At 68.0% G+C, this 24753-nt stretch carries 29 protein-coding genes; 14 read left to right on the forward strand and 15 right to left on the reverse strand.

What is annotated here, in order from left to right; genetic code table 11:
* Nucleotides 1-33 precede the first annotated feature (33 nt).
* A complete protein-coding gene (locus ACFWUU_RS39540) occupies nt 34-735 on the forward strand; it encodes an SDR family oxidoreductase (RefSeq protein WP_137256276.1) in 702 nt (233 codons plus the stop codon).
* Here ACFWUU_RS39540 and ACFWUU_RS39545 read toward each other — a convergent pair.
* The gene (locus tag ACFWUU_RS39545; protein WP_380183703.1) at nt 724-1320 is read right to left on the reverse strand and encodes a DJ-1/PfpI family protein; all 597 of its coding nucleotides are present in this window, start codon (nt 1318-1320) and stop codon (nt 724-726) included. The genes ACFWUU_RS39540 and ACFWUU_RS39545 overlap by 12 nt on opposite strands.
* Nucleotides 1321-1397: 77 nt before the next feature.
* A complete protein-coding gene (locus ACFWUU_RS39550; protein ID WP_380183705.1) occupies nt 1398-1730 on the reverse strand; it encodes a DUF1330 domain-containing protein in 333 nt (110 codons plus the stop codon).
* A gap of 90 nt (nt 1731-1820) precedes the next feature.
* Between ACFWUU_RS39550 and ACFWUU_RS39555 the strand changes: the two genes are divergently transcribed.
* Nucleotides 1821-3698, forward strand: coding sequence for a protein kinase (locus ACFWUU_RS39555; RefSeq protein ID WP_380183707.1), 1878 nt, complete (start codon nt 1821-1823; stop codon nt 3696-3698).
* Nucleotides 3699-3722: 24 nt separating this feature from the next.
* Here the strand turns inward: ACFWUU_RS39555 and ACFWUU_RS39560 are convergent, their stop codons facing one another.
* Complete coding sequence (locus ACFWUU_RS39560) at nt 3723-5003, reverse strand: adenylosuccinate synthase (RefSeq protein WP_137256273.1); 1281 nt, start codon at nt 5001-5003, stop codon at nt 3723-3725.
* 296 nt (nt 5004-5299) lie between these two features.
* On the reverse strand, nt 5300-5776 hold the full coding sequence (locus ACFWUU_RS39565; protein WP_137256272.1) for a VOC family protein: 477 nt from the start codon (nt 5774-5776) through the stop codon (nt 5300-5302).
* A 57-nt stretch (nt 5777-5833) separates the two neighbouring features.
* Here ACFWUU_RS39565 and ACFWUU_RS39570 point away from each other — a divergent pair, with 57 nt between their 5' ends.
* Entirely contained in the window at nt 5834-6652 is an 819-nt protein-coding gene (locus ACFWUU_RS39570) for a helix-turn-helix transcriptional regulator (RefSeq protein WP_137256271.1), read from the forward strand.
* Here the strand turns inward: ACFWUU_RS39570 and ACFWUU_RS39575 are convergent.
* The 3 genes from ACFWUU_RS39575 to ACFWUU_RS39585 all read right to left on the reverse strand — a co-directional run bounded on the left by ACFWUU_RS39575 (nt 6639) and on the right by ACFWUU_RS39585 (nt 9173).
* The gene (locus tag ACFWUU_RS39575) at nt 6639-7838 is read right to left on the reverse strand and encodes an MFS transporter (protein ID WP_380183709.1); all 1200 of its coding nucleotides are present in this window, start codon (nt 7836-7838) and stop codon (nt 6639-6641) included. The two genes, ACFWUU_RS39570 and ACFWUU_RS39575, sit on opposite strands and share 14 nt — an antisense overlap.
* Nucleotides 7839-7990: 152 nt before the next feature.
* Nucleotides 7991-8722, reverse strand: coding sequence for a 2-phosphosulfolactate phosphatase (locus tag ACFWUU_RS39580; RefSeq protein WP_380183711.1), 732 nt, complete (start codon nt 8720-8722; stop codon nt 7991-7993).
* A gap of 43 nt (nt 8723-8765) precedes the next feature.
* Complete coding sequence (locus tag ACFWUU_RS39585; RefSeq protein WP_380183713.1) at nt 8766-9173, reverse strand: DUF3151 domain-containing protein; 408 nt, start codon at nt 9171-9173, stop codon at nt 8766-8768.
* Nucleotides 9174-9317: 144 nt separating this feature from the next.
* On the opposite strand from ACFWUU_RS39585, the gene ACFWUU_RS39590 reads away from it, so the two are divergent.
* Genes ACFWUU_RS39590 through ACFWUU_RS39600 form a run of 3 tightly spaced genes read left to right on the forward strand, consistent with a single transcriptional unit; the run spans nt 9318 to nt 11531 of the window.
* Nucleotides 9318-9767: an HNH endonuclease gene (locus tag ACFWUU_RS39590; RefSeq protein ID WP_130442568.1), complete on the forward strand. Its 450-nt coding sequence runs from the start codon at nt 9318-9320 to the stop codon at nt 9765-9767.
* Nucleotides 9768-9779: 12 nt separating this feature from the next.
* The gene (locus ACFWUU_RS39595) at nt 9780-10514 is read left to right on the forward strand and encodes an N-acetyltransferase (RefSeq protein WP_380183715.1); all 735 of its coding nucleotides are present in this window, start codon (nt 9780-9782) and stop codon (nt 10512-10514) included.
* Nucleotides 10515-10559: 45 nt separating this feature from the next.
* Nucleotides 10560-11531 carry a type IV toxin-antitoxin system AbiEi family antitoxin domain-containing protein gene (locus ACFWUU_RS39600; protein WP_380183717.1) on the forward strand — a complete coding sequence of 324 codons (972 nt, stop codon included), beginning with the start codon at nt 10560-10562 and terminating at the stop codon, nt 11529-11531.
* 80 nt (nt 11532-11611) lie between these two features.
* Here ACFWUU_RS39600 and fbaA read toward each other — a convergent pair whose 3' ends face one another.
* Nucleotides 11612-12637, reverse strand: coding sequence for a class II fructose-bisphosphate aldolase (gene fbaA, locus ACFWUU_RS39605; RefSeq protein WP_380183719.1), 1026 nt, complete (start codon nt 12635-12637; stop codon nt 11612-11614).
* Between the two features lie 207 nt (nt 12638-12844).
* Complete coding sequence (locus ACFWUU_RS39610; protein WP_130388014.1) at nt 12845-13564, reverse strand: GntR family transcriptional regulator; 720 nt, start codon at nt 13562-13564, stop codon at nt 12845-12847.
* A gap of 139 nt (nt 13565-13703) precedes the next feature.
* On the opposite strand from ACFWUU_RS39610, the gene ACFWUU_RS39615 reads away from it, so the two are divergent.
* From ACFWUU_RS39615 to ACFWUU_RS39625, 3 genes are all read left to right on the forward strand, one after another.
* Entirely contained in the window at nt 13704-14723 is a 1020-nt protein-coding gene (locus ACFWUU_RS39615; protein ID WP_137256266.1) for an SIS domain-containing protein, read from the forward strand.
* Between the two features lie 4 nt (nt 14724-14727).
* Entirely contained in the window at nt 14728-15309 is a 582-nt protein-coding gene (locus tag ACFWUU_RS39620; protein ID WP_380183721.1) for a GNAT family N-acetyltransferase, read from the forward strand.
* 90 nt (nt 15310-15399) lie between these two features.
* A complete protein-coding gene (locus tag ACFWUU_RS39625) occupies nt 15400-15819 on the forward strand; it encodes a VOC family protein (RefSeq protein ID WP_380183724.1) in 420 nt (139 codons plus the stop codon).
* Between the two features lie 5 nt (nt 15820-15824).
* Here ACFWUU_RS39625 and ACFWUU_RS39630 read toward each other — a convergent pair whose 3' ends face one another.
* A complete protein-coding gene (locus tag ACFWUU_RS39630) occupies nt 15825-16607 on the reverse strand; it encodes an IclR family transcriptional regulator C-terminal domain-containing protein (protein WP_380183726.1) in 783 nt (260 codons plus the stop codon).
* A 64-nt stretch (nt 16608-16671) separates the two neighbouring features.
* On the opposite strand from ACFWUU_RS39630, the gene ACFWUU_RS39635 reads away from it, so the two are divergent.
* Genes ACFWUU_RS39635 through ACFWUU_RS39645 form a run of 3 tightly spaced genes read left to right on the forward strand, consistent with a single transcriptional unit; the run spans nt 16672 to nt 20444 of the window.
* The gene (locus ACFWUU_RS39635; RefSeq protein ID WP_380183728.1) at nt 16672-17853 is read left to right on the forward strand and encodes a maleylacetate reductase; all 1182 of its coding nucleotides are present in this window, start codon (nt 16672-16674) and stop codon (nt 17851-17853) included.
* A gap of 15 nt (nt 17854-17868) precedes the next feature.
* Nucleotides 17869-18714 (forward strand): intradiol ring-cleavage dioxygenase, encoded by an 846-nt coding sequence (locus ACFWUU_RS39640; protein WP_380183731.1) that lies wholly within the window; start codon nt 17869-17871, stop codon nt 18712-18714.
* A complete protein-coding gene (locus ACFWUU_RS39645) occupies nt 18711-20444 on the forward strand; it encodes an FAD-dependent oxidoreductase (protein ID WP_380183733.1) in 1734 nt (577 codons plus the stop codon). Before ACFWUU_RS39640 ends, ACFWUU_RS39645 begins: the two co-directional genes overlap by 4 nt.
* Here ACFWUU_RS39645 and ACFWUU_RS39650 read toward each other — a convergent pair.
* From ACFWUU_RS39650 to ACFWUU_RS39660, 3 genes are all read right to left on the reverse strand, one after another.
* On the reverse strand, nt 20430-20615 hold the full coding sequence (locus ACFWUU_RS39650) for a hypothetical protein (protein ID WP_137256259.1): 186 nt from the start codon (nt 20613-20615) through the stop codon (nt 20430-20432). The genes ACFWUU_RS39645 and ACFWUU_RS39650 overlap by 15 nt on opposite strands.
* 138 nt (nt 20616-20753) lie before the next feature.
* Nucleotides 20754-21911, reverse strand: coding sequence for an alpha-amylase family protein (locus ACFWUU_RS39655; protein ID WP_380183735.1), 1158 nt, complete (start codon nt 21909-21911; stop codon nt 20754-20756).
* Entirely contained in the window at nt 21901-22332 is a 432-nt protein-coding gene (locus tag ACFWUU_RS39660; RefSeq protein ID WP_380183737.1) for an FUSC family protein, read from the reverse strand. The genes ACFWUU_RS39655 and ACFWUU_RS39660 overlap by 11 nt, the downstream gene beginning before the upstream one ends.
* Nucleotides 22333-22502: 170 nt before the next feature.
* On the opposite strand from ACFWUU_RS39660, the gene ACFWUU_RS39665 reads away from it, so the two are divergent.
* Entirely contained in the window at nt 22503-22925 is a 423-nt protein-coding gene (locus tag ACFWUU_RS39665) for a MarR family winged helix-turn-helix transcriptional regulator (RefSeq protein ID WP_380183739.1), read from the forward strand.
* On the opposite strand, the gene ACFWUU_RS39670 is transcribed toward ACFWUU_RS39665, so the two are convergent.
* Nucleotides 22907-23533 (reverse strand): TrmH family RNA methyltransferase, encoded by a 627-nt coding sequence (locus ACFWUU_RS39670; protein WP_380183818.1) that lies wholly within the window; start codon nt 23531-23533, stop codon nt 22907-22909. The genes ACFWUU_RS39665 and ACFWUU_RS39670 overlap by 19 nt on opposite strands.
* Nucleotides 23534-23593: 60 nt before the next feature.
* Here ACFWUU_RS39670 and ACFWUU_RS39675 point away from each other — a divergent pair, with 60 nt between their 5' ends.
* Nucleotides 23594-24298 (forward strand): DedA family protein, encoded by a 705-nt coding sequence (locus ACFWUU_RS39675; protein WP_380183741.1) that lies wholly within the window; start codon nt 23594-23596, stop codon nt 24296-24298.
* Between the two features lies 1 nt (nt 24299).
* Here the strand turns inward: ACFWUU_RS39675 and ACFWUU_RS39680 are convergent, their stop codons facing one another.
* Nucleotides 24300-24710 (reverse strand): hypothetical protein, encoded by a 411-nt coding sequence (locus tag ACFWUU_RS39680; RefSeq protein WP_380183743.1) that lies wholly within the window; start codon nt 24708-24710, stop codon nt 24300-24302.
* Nucleotides 24711-24753: the final 43 nt, after the last annotated feature.

Here is a 24753-nt window from a genome sequence, read left to right on the forward strand (position 1 = left end):
AAACAGATCGGTTTCCTCCAAGGGAGTTTCAAGATGACCACACTCGATGGCGCCGTCGTCCTCGTCACCGGCGGCCAGCGCGGTATCGGCAAGGCGATCGTCGACGACCTGCTGAGCCGCGGCGCGGCCAAGGTCTACGCCACCGCCCGTACTCCGAAGCCGAGCACCGATCCGCGCGTCGTACCGCTGCCGCTCGAGATCACCGACCAGGCCTCGATCGACGCCCTGGCAGAGGCTGCTCCGGACGTCACGATCCTGATCAACAACGCCGGCGCCAGCTCGCCGGACACCTACCTGGACAGCTCGATCGAGGACGTCCGCGCCGTCTTCGACGCGAACTTCTTCGGACCGCTGCAGCTGACCCGGGCCTTCGTCCCGATCATCGAGCGCAACGGCGGCGGCCACATCCTGAACGCCCACTCGGCCCTGTCCTGGGTCGCCCGGCACGGCGCGTACTCCGCGACCAAGGCGGCGTTCTGGCTGCAGACCAACGCGATCCGGGTCGAGCTGCTCAACCGCGGCATCGGCGTCACCGGTCTGCACATGGGGTACGTCGACACCGACATGACGACTCAGGTCACCGCCCCGAAGTCGCGCCCCGAGGACATCGCCAAGCAGGCCCTGGACGGCATCGAGTCCGGCGCGCACGAGGTCCTGGCCGACGACACCGCCCGCGGCGCCAAGGCCGCGATCTCCGGCGACCTGACCGCGCTGTACCCCGAGCTAGTCGGCTGAGATGTAGACGTCGCGATCGCGGGTGTACTCCATCGCACCCGCGATCCCGTCGGCGACGTCCGCACCGAGTTCGCGCTCGACGACATGCAGCGCAAGATCGATCCCACAGGTGATTCCGCCGGCGGTGATCAGCGTGCCGTCGTCGACGACCCGGTTGGTCTTCAGGTCAGCGCCGAATGTCTCCAGCTCGGCCCAGGCGCCACGGTTCGTCGTGGCCGGGCGACCCTTCACCACCCCGGCCTCGGCGAGCAGCATCGACCCGGTGCACACCGAGCCGATCCACTGCAGCGACGGTGCCAGCTCGGCGATCCGGGCCGTCATCACACCTCGCCGAGCCTCCGCCCACGAGCCCTTGTCCGCGCGGTTCATCCACCCACCGCCCGGGACGAACAGGGCATCCGGCTGCCCCAGGCCCTCTGGTGCCTTGAACTGCAGGCCATGCAGGCCGGTCACCTCGGCCGGCCCGTCCAGCCCGACGAGCGCCAGCTCGAACTCGGGCCGCCGGGCCGCGTGACTCCAGACCTCGAACGGTCCCATCACGTCCATCTCGTCCACACCGTCGAACACCAGGATCTCGATTCGCATACCTCCACCCAACCGGGACGGGTCGAAGGCAGCCAGTGGCCACAAAGCCCATGTTCGCAAGGATCTGGCCAGTCGTCTCAGACCAGTACGTCGGTGGCCTTGTGCTTGCGGTCGACACCCTCGACGAAGATCACCACGCCGTCGGAGTTCTCGGTCCGCAGCGGCAGGATCTCGAGGTAGTCCGGCGACTCGTACCAGTCCCGCAGATGGTCGTAGTCGGGGAACTCGATCACGATCGGCGCCCCCTCCCACTCACCCTCGATCTGCTCGGGCTTGGCGCCGTGCACGAGGAAGTGACCGTCGTACGGCGCGAGCGTCTCGTCGATCCGCTCGAGGTACTCGACGATGTCGGCGCCCATCCGGACGTTGCGCAGGTAGGCGATCGCGTAGGCCTTCATTCTCTGTGTCATGGCTCCAGCCTTGACCACGGGGAGAATTCGCACGATTACCTCTGACGTCATCGCGACGGCTTGGTCTGCTCCCGACGTACCGTAGATGCCATGTCAGTCACAGGGGGACCGCCTTCCACCCATGCGGAGGAGGTGGAGGACGAGCGGCTCGGGCCGTACCGGTTGATCCGGCGGCTCGGCCAGGGCGGCATGGGAGTCGTCTACCTCGCCGAAGGCCCTGAGCACCAGGAGGTCGCCGTCAAGGTACTGCGGCCGCACGTCGCCCACGACCCGATCGCGCGGGCCCGCTTGCAGCGCGAAGCGACCACGCTCCAGAAGGTGGACCACCCCGGTGTGGCCGGCATCCTCGACCACGACCTGGAGGCCGACCGGCCGTACCTGGTGACCCGGTTCGTCCCGGGCAGACCGTTGGACGAGCAGGTGGACGAGCGCGGCCCGCTGACCCCACGCAAGTGGCTGCCGCTGGCCGGCTGCCTGGCCGAATCGCTGCAGGCGATCCACGCGGTCGGCGTGATCCACCGCGACCTGAAGCCCGGCAACGTGATGATGTTCAACGGCAAGCCGGTGATGATCGACTTCGGCATCGCGCAGGCCGCCGACGACCTCCGGCTCACCCAGACCGGCCTGGTGATCGGTACGCCGGGATACCTGGCGCCCGAGCTCATCGAGGGCGAGATGGTGTCGCAGTCGGCTGACTGGTGGGGCTGGGCCGCCACTGTGTCCTTCGCCGCGACCGGACGCCGGCCTTTCGGTAAGGGACCGTTCGAGGCCGTGCTGGCGCGCGTGCATTCCGGTCACGCTGACCTGGAGGGTTTGGACCCGCGACTGAAGCCGCTGCTCGCCGCGGCGCTCTCACCGAGCAAGGCCGACCGGCCGACGCAGGACGAGATCATGGACGGTCTGACCCGGTACTCCGAGGGCCGCGACGCGCTCGCCCCGCGCGAGACGCCGACCGTGGCCGCCGTACCGCCGACTCGGCTCGTGACCAAGGTCATGCCGACGGAGGAAGAACCTGACGGCCCGACTCCGACTGAGGTCGCAGGGCTGGTGCCGCCGGTCATCCCGCCGCTGTCGGCGTTCACGCCGATCCGGGACAAGATCCGGGACGCGGCTGCTGCCAAGAAGCAGGTCGCCGAGGTCCCACAGCACCCCGCGACCTACAGCCCGGCTCCCAACGCGGCTGCTCCGGCCGGGATGCCGCTGCCGTACCAGAGCGGTCCGCCGGCGCCGTACTCACAGCCTTACCCGCAGCCGTACCAGCAGGCCGGTCCGCCGGCTCCCGTGCAGCCTGCTCAACCTGCGCAACCCACCAAAGCCCCGCCGACCGGTCGACGTACTGCGGTCGTCGTCGGCTTCATGGTCGCGCTGACCGGACTGATCGCGCTGACCCCGGTGATCGGCTCAGCCGTCGCCGTCATCCTGCTCGTGCTCGCACGGACCGTCGACCGCTCGAGTACGGCGCTGATGCGCCGCCGTCAGGTCCGCGGACGGTCCGGCAAGTCGGACGGCGTCGTCGCCGCGGCCGCCAGCCCGCTGCAACTGGTGATGGCTTTCCTGATCACGCTGCCGTGCCTGATCCTGCCGCTGATCTCGGCGGTTGTTGTCGGCGGCATCGTCACCGCGGTCGCCGCCACGACGTACGACCTGAACTGGCAGCCGTTGTCGGCCGTCGGTTTCGGCAGCGCCGCGCTGACTGCGCTCTTCTTCTCGTGGTGGGGCCCCGGCGGCAGTTCGCTGCGTCGAGGCGCCCACATCACAGCGCGCAACACGTTCCGCGCGCACTGGCTGTCCGCGCTGATCGCCGTCGTACTGCTGGCGATCGGCGGCATCACGTTCTACCAGGCCACGCAGGGCGCGGGCGCAGACTGGGCGCGCACTCCGATCCAGACGCCGAACATCGAGCGGCCGACCCTCGGCGACCTGCGCAACGCGCCGTTCATCCGGGACCTCCCCATCATCGGTAACTGACGACGGGGAGTCCGGACGTCCTGCTTACAGCTGGACGATCTGGCTGCGCTCCGGGCCGACGCCGATGGCGGAAATGCGCGCGCCGCTGAGCGACTCGACCGCGCGGACGTAGGACTGCGCTTCCTTCGGCAGGTCCTCGAACGTGCGGCAGCCGGTGATGTCGTCGGACCAGCCGTCGAACTCCTCGTAGACCGGGACCGAGTGATGGAAGTCGGTCTGGGTCATCGGCATCTCGTCGTACCGGACGCCGTTCACGTCGTACGCGACGCAGACCGGGATCTTCTCGCGGCCGGTCAGGGTGTCGAGCTTGGTGAGCACGAAGTCCGAGACGCCGTTCACGCGGGCGGCGTACCGGGCGATGACCGAGTCGTACCAGCCGCAGCGGCGCGGGCGGCCGGTCGTCGTACCGAACTCGAAGCCCTGCTGTCGGAGCCACTCGCCGTCGGCGTCCAGCAGCTCGGTCGGGAACGGGCCTTCGCCGACACGGGTCGTGTAGGCCTTCACAACCGCCATCACGCGGTCGATCCGGGTCGGCGGGATGCCGGTGCCGGTGCAGGCGCCCGCGGAGATCGCGTTGGACGAGGTGACGAACGGGTACGTGCCGTGGTCGACGTCGAGCAGCGTGGCCTGACCGGCCTCCATCAGCACGGTCTTGCCGTCGTCCAGAGCCTTGTTCAGCAGGAGGCTGGTGTCCGCGACCATCGGCCGCAGGCGGTCGGCGTACGCGAGCAGTTCGTCCAGCACCTCGCGGATCTCGACCGCGCGCCGGTTGTACACCTTCACCAGCAGCTGGTTCTTCTGCTCCAGCGCACCGGTGACCTTCTGCTCGAGGATCTTCTCGTCGTACAGGTCCTGGATCCGGATGCCGACCCGGTTCATCTTGTCGGCGTACGTCGGACCGATACCGCGGCCCGTGGTCCCGATCTTCCGGCTGCCGAGGAACCGCTCGGTGACCTTGTCGAGAGTCCGGTTGTACGGCGGGATGACGTGCGCGCTCGCACTGACCACGAGTCGCGACGTGTCCACCCCGCGCGCCTGCAGCGCGTCGAGCTCCTCGAACAGCACGCTGAGGTCGACCACGACCCCGTTGCCGATCACCGGGGTCACACCCGGTGTGAGGATGCCGCTCGGGAGCAGGTGCAGCGCGTACTTCTCGGATCCGATCACGACCGTGTGGCCGGCGTTGTTACCGCCGTTGAACTTCACCACGTAGTCGATGACCTCGCCCGTGTTGCCGAGCAGATCGGTCGCCTTGCCTTTGCCCTCATCGCCCCACTGGGCGCCGACGAGCACGATTGCGGGCATCTCAGCCCTCCTCTTCACGCACCAACTTCACACCCCGTGGCGGTCGGTGCTGGAAACGGTGAAGCCCGGAGACGTTCACCAGACATTCATCCGGCAACGCATCCAGGCTCTTGCGACCAAAGCTTACCGGAACCGGGCGCCACCGTTTCGGGCCTGTCCACAATCCTCAAGCAGACGTTTCAAGTAGCTGTTTCATCAAGCGATGGGTTGCCATTTAGCGTGATCGCGTGCACACTCTTAGTCAGCGGCCCGCCGAAACTGCCGCAGGGGACGGTTCCGGCGGGCCGCTTCCTCATTTACTGGGCCTGGGTCGCCAGCCACTCGTTGATCCGCCGCTCGGCCTCCTCGCGGGACACGTCCTCGACCCGCGTCATGATCGCCCAGCGATGCCCGAACGGATCGATCACGGTGCCGAAGCGGTCACCGGTCAGGAACGTCTGCACCTCTTCGACGGATTTCGCGCCGGCCTCGATCGCCTTCGCGTACGTCGCGTCCACGTCCGGCACGTAGTGCACCAGCGAGGAATGCACCCACTCGCCGGTCGGCGCCCGCAGGCCGATCTCCGGCATCGCGTCGCTCAGCTGCAGCATCGAGTTGCCGAACTTCAGCTCGGCGTGCGCGACCCGCCCGTCCGGCAGGTCCTGCCGGCTGATCACCTCCGCCCCGAACACCGACCGGTAGAACTCGATCGCCTTCGGACCGTCCGGGACGGCGAGGTACGGGGTCAGCGAGTGATAACCGTCGGGGGTGGGGTTTACCGTGTTCGTCGTCATGCCTCCAGTGAAGTCGCCGGGGGCCGTAGCGGTCTTGTAAGAAAGCGACAGCCAGCCTTGACCCAGCCAGCGGACAGCGAGCGAGGCATCCTGCACCCACGGGAGCAGGCCCGGCACCGTTCGCTGCACCGCCTCGCACCCGGCCCGGACGCCGGCCGGTTCGTGGAGTGGTACTGGATCGTCGAGTGGGATCTGGACGAGCCGTACACGGCCGAGGTGCTGCCGTTCCCGAGTGTGAACGTGACCTTCGAGCAGCCGGGCGGCGCGTTCGTGAACGGGGTCTGCACGCGTAAGTTCGAGCGCGAACTCGTCGGACGCGGCCGGGCGTTCGGGGTGAAGTTCTGGGCCGGCGGGTTCGGCGCGATCACCGGGCTCGATGTGGGTTCCCTCTGCGACCTCGTGCTGCCGTTGACAGATGTCTTCCCCGATGGCGACCGTCTCGCCGACCTGATATTCGCCGCCGAGTCCGACGGACGCCGCCGTGCGGTGTTCGAGGCGTTCCTGCACGACCACCTCGCACCGCCGGACCCGTCGTACGAGCTGGTCCGGGAGATCGTCGCCACGATGGCGGCCGACCGCTCGGTGGCCCGCGTCGACGAGATCACCGAGCGCTTCGACGTCCCGATCCGCACTCTGCAACGACTCTTCCGCCGGTACGTCGGCGTCGGCCCGAAATGGGTCCTACGGCGCTACCGCCTGCACGACGGCGCCGAGCTGCTGGCCCAGGGCGAAGTGACCGAGCTGGCGGAACTCTCCGCGTCCCTCGGCTACTTCGACCAGGCCCACTTCTCGAAGGAGTTCAAGCAGCAGATCGGCCTGACGCCTTTGGAGTACGCGACCCGAGCCGCCGCCGAACGCCAGATCACCTACCGCTGAGCTTCACCGTCACCGCCATCATCGTTGCCATCACGGCAGCAGCCAGCGCGACCACGAAGCCGGTCTGCGCGGTGTGTCCGTCGACGACCCAGCCGGCGAAGGCGGAGCCCAGTGCGATACCTGCGGCGCCGCCTGAGTTCAGCCAGGTGAATGCCTGAGTCAGGATCGCAGGGTGGACGGTCGACTCGGCCAGCACCGCGGACAGGGTCTGGAACGGCGCAATCGCCAAGCCAGGAAGGGCTAACGCGACAGCTGCGACCAGTGGGGTGTGCGCGGCGAGCAGAGGTACGCAGCTGATCGTCAGCCAGACGAAGGCGATGACGAACTGGGTCTCCGGAGCAGTCCGCCAGCGGCGTGCGCCGTACACGAGTCCGGCGAACAGGCTCACCAGGCTGGTGATGCTGTAGAGCGGTCCGGCGAGGCCCGGCGTACCTCTCGAGACCGCGAAGGCCGTGACGGAGACCTGCATGCTGCCGAAGAACAGTCCGATGCCGATGTTCGTGCCGACGAGGCCGGCGAATCGCTTGTGCAGTAGGTGTTTCGCGCTGCTATGTTCGCCGGCCACGGTTGGCGGTGGCGCCGTACGGCGCTGCATCGCGAGCAGGAAGCCGCCGGCCAGTAGGAGGCTCGTCGCGAGGATCGAACCTGCTGCCGGGCTGGTCGACGAGCTGACGATGCCGACCAGCCCTGGACCGACCATGAACGCGATGCCGACGCTCAACGCCTCCAGCGCGAACGCCGACGAGAGCAGTGGGGTGTCGCGGAGCGCGTACGACCACCGGGCCGCCGTCTGTGCACTCACCTGCGGAAGTGATCCGCCGGCGAGGACACCGGCTACAACGAGCGACCAGAGCGGCGCGTCGGAGACGGTGAGGCTGATGAGCAGCGCCATCGCCGTCGCGTGGGCGAGGAGCGTGACCGGCAACATCCGGGTCTGACCGAAACGGTCGATGAGCCGGGCGACCTGCGGTCCGGCGACCGCTTCGGCCACGGCGAACCCGCCGGTGACGCTTCCTGCCGCGGCGTACGAGCCGGTCGATCCGTGGACCAGCCAGACGATGCCGAGGCCGGTCATCGCGATCCCGATCCGTGCCGGGGCCGCTGCGAGGTAGAACTTCCACGCGCCAGGAGTACGCAGTACCGCTGCGTAGGTGGGCGCGGCTATCCGTCCGGTGAGAGCCGGCACGGTGTGACCTTCCGCTGCCCGGAGGGGCGTGGGACCCGACCGTGGGCGTCCAGCTTCGCCGGTCTGTCCGTCCGCCTAGAACCGTCCATGTTCGGCAAGAAGCGGGGACGCTCGCCACCTGCCGGCACTGTCAACGGGCATTCGTTCTTGATTCAGGTTGACCGGAACATCGTACCGTCCACGAGCACCGGCACGCTCGTACTCGCGTCCACCTCGCCCGCGATCGCGACGTCCTCCGGATACCCGTACTGCGTCAGCTCGCGCCCGCCGGCGCATTCGTGCAAGAGCTCCGGCAGTTCACCGGCCACCGCGTCGTACGCCGCAACCGCCGCGCGCGCCTCCGGGGACAGGTCGTCCTGGTCGAGCGCGCTCAGGAACCCACCGGCTCCCCACAGATCCTCGACAGCCGGCCGAAGCGACCCGTCCTTCCACCGCTCCCCTGCTGCGATCGCGACAACTCGTTTGTCCTGCTCCCTGACCCAGTCCGCCGCTGCTCGGCGGTTACGCAACGACACAGCGATCACCGTCGCGCCACCGTCACTGAGCTGCTTCGCGATCGTCGATCCGTTCGGCGACGGCAGCACCAACCTGCGGACGCCCTCCGCCTGCCGAATCGTCGCGGGCGACAAACTCACGTCACCCGGCCCGGCCTCGGACCGCCCGACCGCCAGCTTCGCGCCCCACTGCTCGGCATAGGCAACAGCCGTCTCGTCCCGCCACCGATAGGGATAGACGTCGATCCCGAGGTCGACCGCCACCGTCACCGCAGTCGTGAACGACAACACGTCCACCACAGCGACGATGTCCCCGGCAACGACCTCGGCACCGACCGGACCCCAGTCGAACCCGACGCCGAACCCGGCCTGCTCATAAGGGCTGATCACCCGGCAGATCATCCCGCCGAGCAACCAACCCGACAACCAGGTTTCAGCTCAGGGCGTCGGCAGCAGCCGGCGACGAGTCGCGCAGGAACGTGGCGCAGCGCTCCGCCTCGTCCTTCTCGTCGATGAGCGCAGCCGCCTTGCCCAGCGCCGCCAGTGCGCGCAGGAACCCGCGGTTCGGCTCGTGCTCCCACGGCACAGGTCCGTGGCCCTTCCAGCCGTTGCGCCGGAGCAGGTCCAGTGCACGGTGGTATCCGGTCCGCGCGTACGCGTAACCCTCGATGGTCCGGCCGTTCGCCAAGGCGCCCTCGGCAAGCACGGCCCAGGCCAGCGACGACGTCGGGTACTTGGCCGCGACGTCGGCCGGAGCGACCCCGTCGGCGAGTTCCGCCGCGGCCGGGTCGACCGGTAGTAGTGTCTCGGGTGGGCCTGAGAGCAGATTGTTCAATTCCATAAGCACATCTTCGCCGATCACGCAGCCGTACCGGCACGTGACCGTCTGACGAAATCCGTTGACCGTTCACCCACCGGCCACGGATGCTTGAGACCCTGCGTCAAACCGCCGTGGTTCCCAGCTACGGCCGGAAGGAGGCACCGGATGAGCGTCATAGTCCTGAACGCGTCGTACGAACCGCTGCACACCGTCTCGATCCAGCACGCCATCCGGATGCTGGTGCGGGAGGTCGCAGTGGTGGAAGAGGCGCACGGAGAGCGAACTATCGGCCCTTTCCCGGTCCCTCGCGTCCTGCGCCTGGTCCGGTACGTCGTCACGCATTGGCGCTACGCAGCCGGCCGGATGAAGTACAGCAAGCACGGTGTCCTCCGCCGGGACAAGTTCCGTTGCGCGTACTGCGGTCTCGAGAACGCCGACACCATGGACCATGTCCAACCCAGATCCAGGGGCGGCCGCACCGAGTGGCTGAATGCCGTGGCCGCCCATGCCTCGTGCAACGAGCGGAAAGGCAACCGCACTCCGTCCGAGGCCGACATGCCGCTCCTTTGGCAACCCTGGGTTCCAACCCGCGCCGAGCTCGTCATAGACAGATGACGAGCTTTTTTCATGCCTGTGGAGATCACCACCGTCGCTGATCGCCCCGGGCTCGCGAACGCGGAGATCGACGTACGCGGCTGGCCCGAGTTCATGCGCCACAACCGCGTATCCGAGGCGTACTTCGGCCAGGTCCCTGCGACGTTCCCCGCAACCTGCCTGATCGCCACTGTGGGCGACCGCGTCGTCGCCGACGCCCACGCCGTCCAGTTCGCCCGTCGCTCGGACTTCCCGGCTGGCGGATGGGAGCAGGCAGTCGTCTGGGCCTTCACCGACGTACGCCGCGGCGTGCGACCTGACACGGCTTGCGCCCTCAACATCAGCGTCGCGCACGACTGGCAGAACGAGGGCATCGCGGGACTCATGCTGACTGCCCTGCGGGAGGCGGCCGCTGATGCCGGGCTAGAGGTCCTGGATGCCCCGGTGCGGCCGACGCACAAGCACCTGGACCCTCGGACCTCAATGGCCGAGTACGTCGCCAGGACGCGCGCTGACGGCCTGCCATGCGATCCGTGGCTGCGCACCCACGTCCGCGCCGGCGGGGAGATCGCCGGCGTGGCGCCCGCGTCCTGGGTGATCGCAGGGTCGTTGGCCGAGTGGCGTTCGTGGACCGGGCTTTCGTTCGATCGCAGCGGTCCGGTCGAGGTCGCGGGTGGCCTCGTCCCCGTGGACTGCGATGTTGCCGCCGACCGGGCCGTTTACGTCGAGCCCAACGTTTGGGTGCGACACAAGTTCTCCACAGCTTGAAACTCATCGGTCCGAGCGAGGTTGGATCGCGGCAAGTTCTAGGGCATGAATCCTCAACTTGCTGTGATGGCGTCGATCCGTGGTGGCGTGTTCACCCGGGCCGACGCGCGTGCCTGTGGTTACCCCGACGCTGACATCGACACCCTGCTGGCCACCGGCGGCTGGCGCCGGATCCGGCGCGGGACGTATGCCGCCCAACGCTCGCTCATGCTCGTCACCGACGAGGTCCTCCACCTGCGCAAGCTGTACCGCGTCCTCCGCGCCGGCGGACCCAACCTCTACGCGAGCCACCAATCCGCCGCTGCCCTACATGCCTTACCTGTCTGGGGTCTCGACCTGACCCGTGTCCACGTGACAGCGCCCGACGGTCGATCCGGCCGAATACGCGGCGGCGTCCATCGCCACATCCGCGATCCGGTCGGCACCGGCCTTCAACTGTGGAACGGGCTGCGCATGTCCTCACCCGCCCGCGCGATCGCCGAGGTGGCCGCCACCGCACCACCTGCCTCAGCGGTCGTGCTCGCCGACGCCGCCATGTACGCCGGTCTCGTCAGCAAGCGCACGCTCAAACACGCGGTCTCCTCGCTCGACCACGGCAACAAGCGTGCGCTCGCGGTCCTGGATCACCTCACCGGCGCGGCCTCGATCGCCGAGTCCCGTCTCCGCCTGATCCTCGCGACCGCAGGCCTGCCCACACCCAGCCCAACACCACCCCCAGAAGCCGACGACCCGGACTTCCCGACCGAAGGACTCTGGTTCCCCGACGACCGCACAGTCGTCGAGTTCGAGGCCCGTTTCCCCTTCTGGTGCGAGGAATTCGAACCCTCGGTCGAAGAACCACTCCCCGAGCCACCCGCAGCCGATCCCGATGGACCGCAACCAGTCGAGCACTGCCGGATCTCCTGGACAGACCTCGACGACCCACCGACCGTGGCCGACCGCATCCGAACCACGTTCACCCGAGCAGCCCGCCGCACCGGCATCCGCCACTTCGACCTTGCCCGAGCCCGGATGTGACAGAAGGGCTCACCGCCGCGCTGTCCACGCGGTGGCGAGCCCTTCGAAGAGATCCCTTTTGAGGAGGACCCCAGATGATGTCAGCCGTTCAGCGACGTGCCCGTCGAGCGGAGGCTTTCGCAGGCCTCGCCGACGCGGTTCGCCATACCCTCTTCGCCCGCCTTGCCCCAGGCGCGCGGGTCGTAGGCCTTCTTGTTGCCGACCTCGCCGTCCACCTTCAGCACGCCGTCGTAGTTCTTGAACATGTGCGCGGCCACCGGCCGGGTGAACGCGTACTGCGTGTCGGTGTCGACGTTCATCTTGATGACACCGTGGTCGACCGCGGCCCGGATCTCCTCGAGCGTCGAGCCGGAGCCACCGTGGAACACCAGGTCGAACGGACGCTCCTTGCCGACCTTGGCGCCGACCGCCTCCTGGATCTCCGCCAGGATCTCCGGCCGCAGCTTGACCGCGCCCGGCTTGTAGACGCCGTGCACGTTGCCGAAGGTCAGCGCGGTCAGGTAGCGGCCGTTCTCACCCGTGCCGAGCGCCTCGACCGTGGCCAGGCCGTCCTCGACCGTCGTGTAGAGCTTCTCGTTGATCTCGTTGGCGACGCCGTCCTCCTCGCCACCGACGACGCCGACCTCGATCTCCAGGACGATCTTCGCCGCGGCCGTCTTGGCCAGCAGCTCCTTGGCGATCTCCAGGTTCTCGGTCAGCGGCACCGCCGAGCCGTCCCACATGTGCGACTGGAACAGCGGGTTCTCACCGCGCGCGACGCGCTCGGCGGAGATCTCCAGCAGCGGCCGGACGAAGCCCTCGAGCTTGTCCTTCGGGCAGTGGTCGGTGTGCAGCGCGATGTTCACCGGGTAGTTCTTGGCGACCTCGTGCGCGTACGCCGCCAGCGCGACCGCACCGGTCACCATGTTCTTCACGGTCGGACCGGACAGGTACTCCGCACCGCCGGTGGAGACCTGGATGATGCCGTCCGAGCCCGCCTCGGCGAAACCGCGGATCGCGGCGTTCAGCGTCTGCGAGGAGCTGACATTGATGGCCGGGTAGGCGAAGCGGTTCTGCTTGGCCTTGTCCAGCATCTGGGCGTAGACCTCAGGGGTTGCAATAGGCATGTCTCGCGGTACTCCTCACAACACAGTTCTTGTGGGTTCGGCTCCAGTATTGCCGCCCGGCACTTCGTCGTGACCAGCGGCCTGCCTGCCGGACCGGCCCGGTGGCCGGGGAGCGATCGGCAGGGATGTAGACCAGTTGATGAACAGGACCGATCCAGTTCGTTGCGTCCGGATGTCCTCCGGGAGCAGACGTCGCTCCCGGGACGGTCAGGCGGACCCGGTTCGCGGGCCGCGGGGGGTGAGGGCCATGTGCAGCCGGTAGCGGTCGGCGCGGTAGGCCGACCAGGACAGCTCGACGACCTTGCGGCCGGCGAACGTGGTGCGCTCGAGGACCAGCAGGGGTGCCCGCCTGGCCACGCCGAGCACCCGGGCGACATGACCGTCGGCGTTGTCCGCCCGGACGGTCTGCTCACCGGAGGTGACGACGACGTCGTACTCACTGGCAAAGACGTCGTAGAGGGTGCCGAGCTCGCGGCCGAGCAGGCCGGGGAAGAGCGCGGACGGGTAATAGCCGACCTCGTAGGCCATCGGCGACGCGTCGGCCGTGCGGAGCCGCTCGACCCGGATCACCTTGGTGCCCTTGGCGACCCGCAGGCCCTTGGCGGTCTCGTCGGAGGCCTCGATCTCGCTGGCCGACAGCACCACGGTCCCGGGCTCGAGGCCACGGGCCCGCATCTCCCGGGAGAACGAGGTGAGGTGCAGCTGGGAGTCGACCTGGGGGCCGGTGACGAAGGTGCCCTTGCCGTGCACCCGCTCCAGCGCACCGGACTCGACCAGGTCGCTGATCGCCTGCCGGACGGTCACCCGGGAGACGTTCAGCTTGTCCACCAGGGCCCGCTCGGACGGGATCGGGTCGCCGGGATGCAGCTCGACATCGATCAGCCGTTCCAGCACCGATCGGACCTGGGCCCGCTTCGTCGCCACCATGGAATCTCGATCCTCCAGACCTGGGCGGATCTCGGGGGTGCCCCGGGACGCCGCTCACTGCTATCGTGCGCAGCATACCTGTTAAGACCAGATAGGACCAGTGATCCCAGTGGTGTCTGTCCCCGCCAACGAAACCCAGATGGCGCGCGAGATCGCCGAGCAGCCGGCCGCGCTCGCGGCGACGTTCGAGCATGTTCTGCCGCTGCGGCACGACATCACCAGGCTGGCCGCCGGACGCCGGAACGTGATCTTCGTGGCCCGCGGATCGTCGGACAACGCGGGGGTCTACGGCCGCTACCTGACCGAGATCCACGCCGGGCGGCAGGCATCCCTGGCAGCTCCGTCGGTCGCCACGCTGTACGGCGCGAACCTCGACCTCTCGAACTCGCTGGTCGTCGCGGTCAGCCAGTCCGGTGCGACCCAGGAGATCGTCGACACGGCGGAGTGGGCGAAGCGGAACGGCGCCGCGATCGTCGGCATCACGAACGACGGCAACAGCCCGCTGGCGTCGACAGCCGACGTCGCCCTGATCACGCAGGCCGGCAAGGAGCTCGCCGTACCGGCCACCAAGACCTACACGACACAGCTGGCCGCGATCACGGTTGCCGTGGACGCGCTCGCGCAGCGGCCGGGGACGCTCGACGCGGACATCGCGCGGGTGCCGGACGCGGCGGCCAAGATGCTGTCGGGGTCGGTCGAGGCTGCGGCGGACCTGCTCGCCGGCGCGCACGACGTGCTCGCCAGCGGCCGGGGCCTGACCTTCGGCACCACGCTCGAGGTTGCGCTGAAGCTCGAGGAGACCTGTCTGCAGCCGGTGCGCGGACTCTCGTACGCCGACCTGAAGCACGGCCCGATCGCCGTCGTCGACGCCGACCTGGTCACGATCCTGGTCGCCGCGGGCGACGGCCCCGCGCTCCCCGGGATGACCGAGCTGGCCGGCCTTGTCCGCGAGAAGGGCAGCAAGATCCTGGGCATCGGCGGCGACCCCACGTTCGGTTCCCGCTGCGACGTGAACCTTGCCGGCCCCGACCTCCCTGAGACCCTCGCTCCGCTCGCCCTCGTCATCCCTGCCCAGCGAGCCATCGAACTGCTGGCCCGCAAGCTCGGCCTGGACCCTGACGCTCCGCGCGGCCTCCGCAAGGTCACCCAGACGGACTGAATCCGTGCCGCTGCTGGTCGAGCCGGCCCTACCTGATGGAACGCTGCGAGGTGCCAGTCAGCCGCGGCTGACGGCGTACAACGGATTGGTCCTGCGGCCGTGGCAGCAGGACGACGCGGGCGCTGTGCTGATGGCGTTCGCCTGTCCTGATATCCAGCGGTGGCACGTCCGCCGCCTCGACACACTCGAGGAAGCAGCTGAGTGGGTCGGGCAGTGGGCCGGCCGCTGGGAGACCGAGACGGCGGCGAGCTGGGCGGTCGTCGATGGCGACGATCAGCCGCTGGGACAGGTCGGCCTGCGCAACATCTCGCTGGACGAGGGGTCGGCCAGCCTGTCGTACTGGGTGACCCCTGCGGCACGGGGCCGGTCGATCGCCGCGGGATCGGTCGAGGCATTGTCGGCCTGGGCGTTCGAGCTGATCGGCTTCAACCGGCTGGGCATCCAGCACTCCACCGTCAACACCGCGTCCTGCCGCGTCGCCGAGCGCACCGGGTACAGAGCCGAGGGCACGTTGCGGCAGGCGATCAAGCATGCCGACGGCTGGCACGACTGGCACCTCCACGGCCGCCTGCGCACCGGCGAATAACCTCGTCCAACAAAGTGCTCACTCGGTGAGCACTTTGGCTGGAATCGTGGTGGTCATCAACCGGGAAGTTCCCAGGAAAGGACCACCACGATGATGCGAGGATTCGCCACCGTCAGCTTCTACGCCGCGGATGTGAAGGCGGCGCGGGCCTGGTACGAGGAGTTGCTCGGCATCGAGGCGTACTACGCCGTGCCGACTGCCGAGGACCCGGCGTACGTCGAGTTCCGCTTCGGCGACTTCCAGTGCGAGCTGGGGATCATCGACGCGAAGTACGCCTCGCACCAGGTCGCGTCAGGCCCCGCCGGCGCCGTCATTCACTGGCACGTCGACGACCTGGAGGCCGAGCTCAAGCACCTCCTCGACCACGGCGCCACCCTCCAGGAGCCGATCACCGAACGCGGCAACAACACCGGCTTCCGCACGGCGTCCGTCGTCGACCCGTTCGGCAACATCATCGGCATCATGAACAACCCGCACTACCTGGAGATCTTCGAAGGCTTGAAGGCCTGACGCGTCTAGAAGTTGCCGCGGTGGGTCAGGGCGGTAGTGATCTGGGCGGCAGCTTGCTGGAGATGCGGGAGGGCTTCGGTGCGGAGTGAGGTCGGGGTCGAGCGGGACGCGTGGGCGGAGACGTTGAGGGCGGCGATGATGCGGCCGCGGGAGTTGTAGATCGGGGCGGCGATCGAGCGGAGGCCCTGCTCGAGCTCCTGGTCGACCAGCGCGTAGCCGTCCGCGCGGGCTTGGGCGATCGTCGTGCGCAGGTCGTTCGGGGATGTGACCGTGCGATGGGTGAGCGCTTCGGCGCGCAAAGTCTCGAGGTACGACGTGAGCTCGTCCTCCGGCAGGCCGGCGAGCAGGACGCGGCCCATGGAGGTCGGGTACGCCGGGAGGCGGGCGCCGACGCCGAGGGCGACAGTCATGATCCGGCTCGTGGGGACGCGGGCGACGTACACGATGTCCGGCAGGTCGAGCGTGGCGATCGAGCAGGACTCGCGGGTCTTGGCGCTGAGCTCTTCCATGAATGGGCCGGCTAGTTCGCCGAGGTCCAGCGAGGAGAGGTAGGCCCAGCCGAGGGCGAGTACGCGCGGGGTGAGCGAGAAGCGGCGGTGGTCGCTGCGGACGTACCCGAGCTCCTCCAGCGTGAGCAGGATCCGCCGCGCGGTCGCGGGCGTGATGCCGACCGCTCGCGCGACCTCGCTGAGCGTGAGGGACGGCGCGTCGGCGGAGAAGGCGCGGATCACCGCGAGTCCGCGCTCCAGGCCTTGCAGGAACGTGCCTGTAGACGCGTCACTCGCCATCGGCTAGCCTACTTTTCGTTGAAAGAAGAACTATTCGCTGAGCGAAATCCTATCGGAGCTGCCGATGCCGCGTCCAGCTGATCCGGGACGAGCGGAGTCCCAGGCCGGGTTCGTGCACACGTTCCTGCCGGGGCGGGTCGTGTTCGGAGCGGGCGCGCTCGACCAGGTCGCCGGCGAGGTCGAGGCCCTCGGGGTACGTCGGGTACTGGTCGTGGCGACGAAGTCCGCGCGAGATGCGGCGGACGTGGTCGAGGTGGAGCTGGGCGATCGGTTCGCGGGGCGGATCGACGGGGTTGCCCAGCATGTGCCGACCGAGGTCGCGGAGAACGCCAGGGCCAAGGCGCGGGAGGTCGACGCGGACGGGGTTATCGCGATCGGCGGCGGCTCGGCGATCGGGCTCGCGAAGGCGGTCGCGCTTACCGGTGACGTGGTGATTGTTGCGGTGCCCACGACGTACGCGGGATCTGAGATGACGCCGGTGTGGGGCGAGACTGCGGGCGGGAGCAAGACGACCGGCACGGATCTGCGGGTGCTGCCACGGGTTGTCGTGTACGACCCGGTGTTGAGTCAGCACCTGCCGAAGAAGGTCACCGCAGCGAGTGTCGCCAACGCGATCGCGCACTGTGTCGAGGCTGTTTGGACGCCGAGGGCTGATCCGATCACCGAGGTGACCGCGGTCGAAGGTTTCCGCGCGCTCGCCGACGGCCTACGGCAAGCGATGCTGGAACCCACCAACTTAGATGCTCGAGGCAACCTTCTGTACGGCGCCTGCCTGGCCGGATCGGCGATGGCGACGGCCGGGACTGGACTGCATCACAAGCTCTGCCATCTGCTCGGCGGCACCTACAACCTCCCCCACGCGGAAACCCACGCGGCGATCCTGCCCCAGGTCGCCCGCGTCAACGCTCCCGCGGTCCCGCAAGCAGCAGCCCGCCTCGAAGCCGCACTGACCACAACGCACGCGACCACAGGAAACGCCGGCACGTCGAGCATGAGCACCGCGGAAGGCAGGAGCACGGCGACTACAGCGAGCACCGTGGTCGCCGGAGCGGGCGAGCTGGCGAGCGGGTTGTTCGATCTGTTCACCGCTGCGGACGTGCCGACGAACCTGCGGGAGCTCGGGCTTGCCCAGGAGCAGGTGGAAGAGGCGGTGAAGGCGTTCAAGCCCACCGACAACCCGATTCCCGTGACCGAGGACCTGGTGCGCGAGATCCTCACCCGCGCCTGGGCCGGTACGCGACCTTGATGAGCGAGGAGACCGATGGATCTGCAAGGCGATGATCTGACCGAAGCCGTCGTGGCGAGCTTCGACGGCAGCGCGAGTGACCGCTACAAGGACGTGATGAGCGCCCTCGTGCGCCACCTGCACGCGTTCGCGCGGGAGGTGGAGCTGACGGAGGACGAGTACTTCACCGCGATCGACTTCCTCACCCGGACCGGCCAGATCTCCACCGGGACCCGGCAGGAGTTCGTGCTGCTGGCCGACGTGCTCGGGCTGTCGATGCTCACCGTCGGACTCGGCAACCGCAAGCCGCCGGAAGCCACGCAATCCACAGTCTTCGGCCCGTTCTTCGTCGAGGGATCGCCCGAGGCTCAGCTCGGCGACGACATCGCGAACGGCGCCCCGGGACAGCCGTGCCTGGTGAGCGGCAGGGTCCTGAACACCAAGGGCGAGCCGATCGCCGGCGCGCTCGTCGAGACCTGGCAGGCCGACGAGGACGGGTTCTACGACGTACAGAAGGACCTCGACGGACCGCAGAACCGGGCCCATCTGACAACCGATGCTGAGGGCAACTACCGGTTCTGGGCGGTGAAGCCGGTCGCCTACCCGATCCCCGACGACGGCCCGGTCGGCGAGCTGCTCCGCGCCGGCGGCCGCAGTCCGATGCGACCCGCGCATATCCACTTCATGGTCACCGCACCGGGCTACGCACGGCTCATCACCCATGTTTTCGCGGCCGGGGACGAGTACCTCGAGACGGATGCGGTCTTCGGGGTCAAGCAGTCGCTCATCGCCGATTTCACCGAACATCATGACGACGGAAAGACGTACTTCTCCGTCAACTACGACCTGGTGCTGGCCACCGAAGAGGAGACGCAAGCGTGATCTCGACAGGCGTTCTCATCGTCGGCAGCGGCCCCGCCGGCGGCGCCGCCTCGCTCTTCCTGTCCACGTACGGCGTCGACAACATCGTCCTGACCCGGTACGGCTGGACCGCGAACACGCCCCGCGCGCACATCACCAATCAACGCACGATCGAACTCATGCGCGACATGGGCATCGAGGACCAGATCGTCGACAACGGCACCGCCCACGAGTTGATGGGGCAGACAGCCTTCTGCACCAGCCTCGCGGGTGAGGAGATCGGCCGGATCCGTACGTGGGGCACGCATCCGCGCCGGCTCGCCGACTACACCGAGGCGAGCCCGTGCCTGCCGTGCGACCTTCCGCAGACGCTCTTCGAGCCGATCCTCGTCAGTACGGCGGCCAGCCGCGGCGCCCAGCTCCGCTTCAACACGGAGTACCTCTCGCTCGAGCAGGATGACGACGGCGTCACCGCGACGGTCCGCGATCGGCTCAGCGACACGACATACCAGATCCGGGCGAAGTACCTGATCGGCGCGGACGGCGGGCGCAGCAAGGTTGCCCAGGACATCGATCTGCCGATGGCCGGTGCGATGGACATCGAGGGCTCGATGAACATCGTCTTCGAGGCCGACCTGAGCCGGTACGTCGCTCATCGCCCGAGCGTTCTGTACTGGGTCCTCCAGCCGGGCGCGCAGATCGGCGGCATCGGCGCCGGACTGGTCCGCATGGTCCGCCCGTGGAACGAATGGCTGATCGTCTGGGGCTACGACATCTCCCAGCCCGCGCCGGTGGTCGACGAGGCGATGGCGACCGAGATCGTGCACAACCTGGTCGGCGACGACACCATCGACGTGAAGCTGAAGAGTACGTCGGTCTGGAGCGTCAACCACATGTACGCCGAGAAGACGTCGAAGGGCCGCGTGTTCTGTATGGGCGACGCGATCCACCGCCACCCGCCGAGCAACGGACTCGGCTCGAACACGTCGATCCAGGACGCGTACAACCTGGCGTGGAAGCTTGCCCTTGTCCTGAAGGGACAGGCCGCACCCGAACTCCTCCAGACGTACGACGATGAGCGCGCCCCGATCGCGAAGCAGATCGTTGACCGCGCCAACAAGAGCCGCAACCAGTTCGGGCAGATCTTCCGCGCGCTCGGCATGACCCCGGACGCGCCGGCCGGACGGACCATCGAGTCCCGCAAGGACGACACCCCCGAGGGCGCCACCCAGCGCGAGGAACTGCGGCAGGCGATCGAGCTCAAGGACTACGAGTTCAACGCGCACGGTGTCGAGCTCGGCCAGCGCTACAAGTCATCCGCAGTGATCGACGACGGTACGCCGGAGCCGCCGTACGAGCGGGATCACGAGCTGTACTATCACCCGACGACCTGGCCGGGCGCCCGGATCCCGCACTGCTGGCTGACCCGCGGCACCGACACCGTCAGCACGCTGGACGTGGTCGGAAAGGGCCGGTTCACGTTGCTCACCGGCATCGGCGGCGAGGCGTGGGTGAAGGCGGCGCAGTCCGTGTCCGAGCACCTCGGCGTACCGATCGAGCCGTACGTGATCGGGCCCGGTCGTGAGCTCGACGACCTGTACGGCGACTGGGCGCGGGTGCGTGAGATCCCGGACGAAGGCTGTTTGCTCGTTCGTCCGGACGCGCACATCGCCTACCGCTCGTTCGAACAGCCCGACGACCCGACCGATGCGCTGCAGCAGGCGATCAGCGCCTTGCTAGGCCGCGGATGACGTTTCGGCGCGGAGGAGCTGGTCGAGGATCGCCGAGATCTCCGCGGTCTCGGCGTCCAGCAGGGTGATCAGCGCGACGCGAGAGGTCTCCGTGCGCGCTTCCAGAGCCGCCGCGCTCAAGGCGCGCACGGTCCCCAACTCGTGTATCAGTTCGTCCCACAGAGCGTTCATCAACAAACCCCCATGATTCCCGTCGCAAACCCAGTACGACATGCTTGATGCACGCCGAGCCCCCCGAGTTGGGGCTGACTTTGTGTCGAGAAGGCCTCACTTCTGTCAGCAGGTACAACGCGGCACCCCGGGCGCACGTTACGGATGTGTCAAGAATTTCCAGCCGTGCGGCGGGACGACGACCGCATCCTCGACCGGGAACTCCGCGTCGGAGTCCGACACGTTGAGCAGCAGCAGCACCCATTCGTCGCCGTGCCGGGCCCGCAGCGCGATCGTCTGATTGGTCACGTGGTCGGCCGTGGTCCGGGCGTGAGTGAGCCAGGAGTGACGCCGTCGCAGCCCGATCAGGTCCTGGTGCAGGCGGTACGTCGGCCAGCCGTACGACGCGAGCCCTTCGGGTGTGTCTGGGAACGCCGGCCGGATCGCATCGTCACCGCCGACGCGATCCTCCTTGAGACCACGGAACGCCTGCTCGTCCCCGTAGTAGACGCTCGGCACACCGCCGACCGTGAACAGGATCGCCAAAGCGTGCCCGAGATGCCGCTCGTCCTCGAGGCGCGTCGCGAGCCGCGTCACGTCATGGTTGCCGACGAACGTCTGCGGCACGAACGTGTCCAGCAGCGCGTTGTGCCGCCCGAGCGCGTACGACAGCTCGAAGAAGTTGCCGTCGTTGAGAGAACTCCAGATCGCCTTCCACAGTTCGTACTGCGTGACCGAGTCGAGCCCGCTCTTCTCGACGTACCCGGCGTAGTCCCCGTGGATCACCTCGCCGAAGTACCACGCGTCCCGGTCGCGCGGCAGCACATTGCGCCAGAACTCGGGCGGGACGGCGTACGCCGCGTCGAGGCGCCAGGCGTCGACGCCGCGGTCCAGCCAATGACGCAGTACGTCGCCGACGTACTGCGCGACGGCGGGGTTGCTGTGGTCGAGCGCGATCAGGTGCTCGTGGCCCTCGAAAGTACCGCCGTCGGCTCGGAACCACTCCGGGTGGACGAACGAGCGAGCCACGTGGTTGAAGACGCCGTCCAGCGCAATCCGCAGACCGCGGTCGTGTGCCTCGGCGACCAGGTGGTCGAAGTCGGCGTCGTCGCCCAGGCGAGGGTCGATCCGGAAGTGATCGATCGTGTCGTAGCCGTGCGTCTCGGAAGCGAAGACGGGACCGAGCAGCAGACCGTTGCACCCCAGCTCGATCGCGTAGTCGAGCCAGTTCTCCAAGTGGGCCAGGCGATGCGCGGGGCGGTCGGCGGTGAAGCCAAGAGGGTAGATCTGCCACCAGATCGCGTGGTCAGCCCACATGTCTTCTCCTCAACAGCAAAGTCGGAACGATCGCGATCAGGCAGCCGATCACGGTGTCGATGAGCCGGTAGCGGACGGTCGACAGCTCCGGCGTACGGCCGAGGTCCATCAACAGGACGACCAGCGGGGTCATGACGGTGGCATAAGCAGCGTAGTTGCGTTCCTTCAGCAACGGCCGCAGCCCGCCGAGAATGCCGACGACCACGACGATCACCCACGACAGCGGCGCCCACAGGATCAGCAGCCCGCCGATCAGTACGCCGACGCAGGTCCCCGCACAGCGCTGTGTTGCCCGGAGCAACGATCCGCCACGCCAACGCAGCACCTGTGACGACCATGCCAAGACCGACCAACCCCAAGAGCGGCTTACGAACCGCTGCCCCGGAGAGCGCCAGCGCGCCGAGCGAGGCGAAGGAGGCATGCTCCAGGTGGTTGGTTGCGACGCCGTACGTGATGGGCACGGCCATCGCGAGCGCCGCGGTGACCAGCTGAGTCGGGACGACCGGCGTGTCCCGTGACCAGTGGATGAGGTGGACGCTCATAGTAAGCTGAGCTTAGCATTCTTAAGCGTCGACACCGGGAGGATAGTAAGTGGAAGCGTATGACACAGCCGTCGCGCTCAGGCGGACCAGCACCCGGCTGGCGCTGCGGCTGCGGGCCGAGCGATCAGGTGACGGGCTCGGGAGCACCGGCGTTGCCGTGCTGGGACAGCTGCACCGGCGGGGAGCACTGACGGCGAGCGAGATCGCGGCCGCCGAGCGAGTACAGCCACAGTCGTTGACTCGGGTGCTCGCAAGCCTCGAGGAGCAGGGGCTGATCGCGCGGGAACAGGACACGCAGGACCGCCGGCGACACACGATCGAGCTGACCGACGACGGGCGGCGTCTGCTCCGCGAACACGTGAAGAGCTCGGACGACTGGCTCGCCGAAGCCATCGAGACCCGGCTCAACCCAACCGAGCGCGCCGTACTCCAACTGGCGGCGGGGATCCTGGATCAGCTGCTCGACGGCTGACCGAAGGTGTGCCGGCGGATCCAGGCGTGCATGGCGATCGCGGCGGCAGCGCTTGCGTTGATCGACCGGGTCGAGCCGAATTGTGCGATCGACAGGACGGCCGTGCAGATCGCATGGGCATCCTCTGTCAGCCCAGGCCCCTCCTGACCGAAGAGCAGAATGCAGCCGCGAGGCAGGTCGTAGGTCTCCAACGGCACCGAGCCGGGCAAGTTGTCGATACCGATGACCGGCAGACCATGTGATGCGGCGTACGACGCCAGGTCGGCCAGCGTCGGCTGGTGGCGGACATGTTGGTAGCGGTCGGTGACCATCGCGCCGCGGCGGTTCCACTTCCGGTTGCCGACGATGTGAACCTCCGCCGCGAGGAAAGCGTTCGCTGTCCGGACCACCGAGCCGATGTTCAGGTCGTGCTGCCAGTTTTCGATCGCGACGTGGAACGGGTTCCGCTGCCGGTCCAGGTCCTCGACGATCGCCTCGAGCCTCCAGTACCGGTACTTGTCGACGACGTTGCGCCGATCACCCTCGGCGAGCAGCTCCGGATCCAGCCGCGGGTCGTCCGGCAGATCGCCCACCCACGGCCCGACGCCGACCTCGCTCGGCCCGACCATGTCCGCGCCCCGGAGGTCGCCGCTCAGCTCATGCACAGGTCGGGACGCTACCCTGTCCGCGTGCTTCCTCTTGTCGCGATGCTGATGCCCAACTGGATGGACCCGGAGTACCTCCTGAACTGGATGGGTAACTGGGCCCTCTGGGGCACGCTGATTGTGGTGTTCATCGAGTGCGGGGTGTTGTTCCCGATCCTGCCCGGTGACTCACTGCTGTTCGCGGTCGGCCTGTTCATCGCGCGGGGCACGATCGACGTACCGCTGTGGCTGGCCTGTGTGCTGCTGACCGCCGCCGCGTTCCTCGGCAACGTGTCCGGCTACTACATCGGCAGATTCCTGGGCACATCGCTGTTCCGCAACCCGAACGCCCGGTTCCTGAAACCGAAGTACATCGAGCAAACGCACGATTTCTTCGAGCGGTACGGTCCGCGCGCGCTGGTGATGGCCCGCTTCGTCCCGATCGTCCGGACGTTCGTCACGATCGTCGCGGGTGCCGGCAAGATGGATGCACGCAAGTTCTTCGTCTGGACCGCGGTCGGAGCGGTGCTCTGGGCGCCGACGATCACGCTGCTCGGCCACGCGCTCGGAAATGTCGAGTTCATCCACAAGAACCTCGAGGCCGCGCTGATCCTGCTGGTGCTCGTCTCGCTGATCCCGATGGTCGTCGAGTACTTCCTCGCCAAGCGCCGCAACCGCAACACCAACTCGGCCGACGCACCGAAGCACGCCGCCCCGAAGCACCCGGTCACCAACAATCACACCGACTGAGTCAGTGGCCGAACGGGAAGTGTGGGTCTGACCAGACGAAGTCGGTGCTGAGTAGGGACAGGGCGGCGATCTCGACCGGGCCGTTCAGGAGCGGGCCGACCACCTGACCGGAGCCGAGTGAGCATGCCACCCGGATCCGGTCTGCCGCCTGGTACCAGACCAGCGCCCCCCGTGGCGCCGCCCCTTCACGGAGCAGGTCGTGGTGATTGAGCCAACCAACCGCGTCGGCCGCATCGTGCCAACCGCTGTCGTGCGCATAGCCGAACGCCATCCGCTGGAACTTCAGCGGCCAGTCCTTCCAGGCCGCCGATCCGAGCCGTTCCAGCTGCCAGTTCAGCGCCGCCTCGTTGTCCCGCGGGTTTGACACCCGCGGGACGTTCGGGCGCTCCACGGCAACCTCCCCCCAGGCCATAGGTTCTCTCCCCCGATTCCCCGAAAACCTCGGCCTGCGTGCC

Origin of the sequence: Kribbella sp. NPDC058693 (assembly GCF_042715335.1) — a bacterium.
Taxonomy (GTDB): Bacteria; Actinomycetota; Actinomycetes; order Propionibacteriales; family Kribbellaceae; genus Kribbella; species Kribbella jiaozuonensis.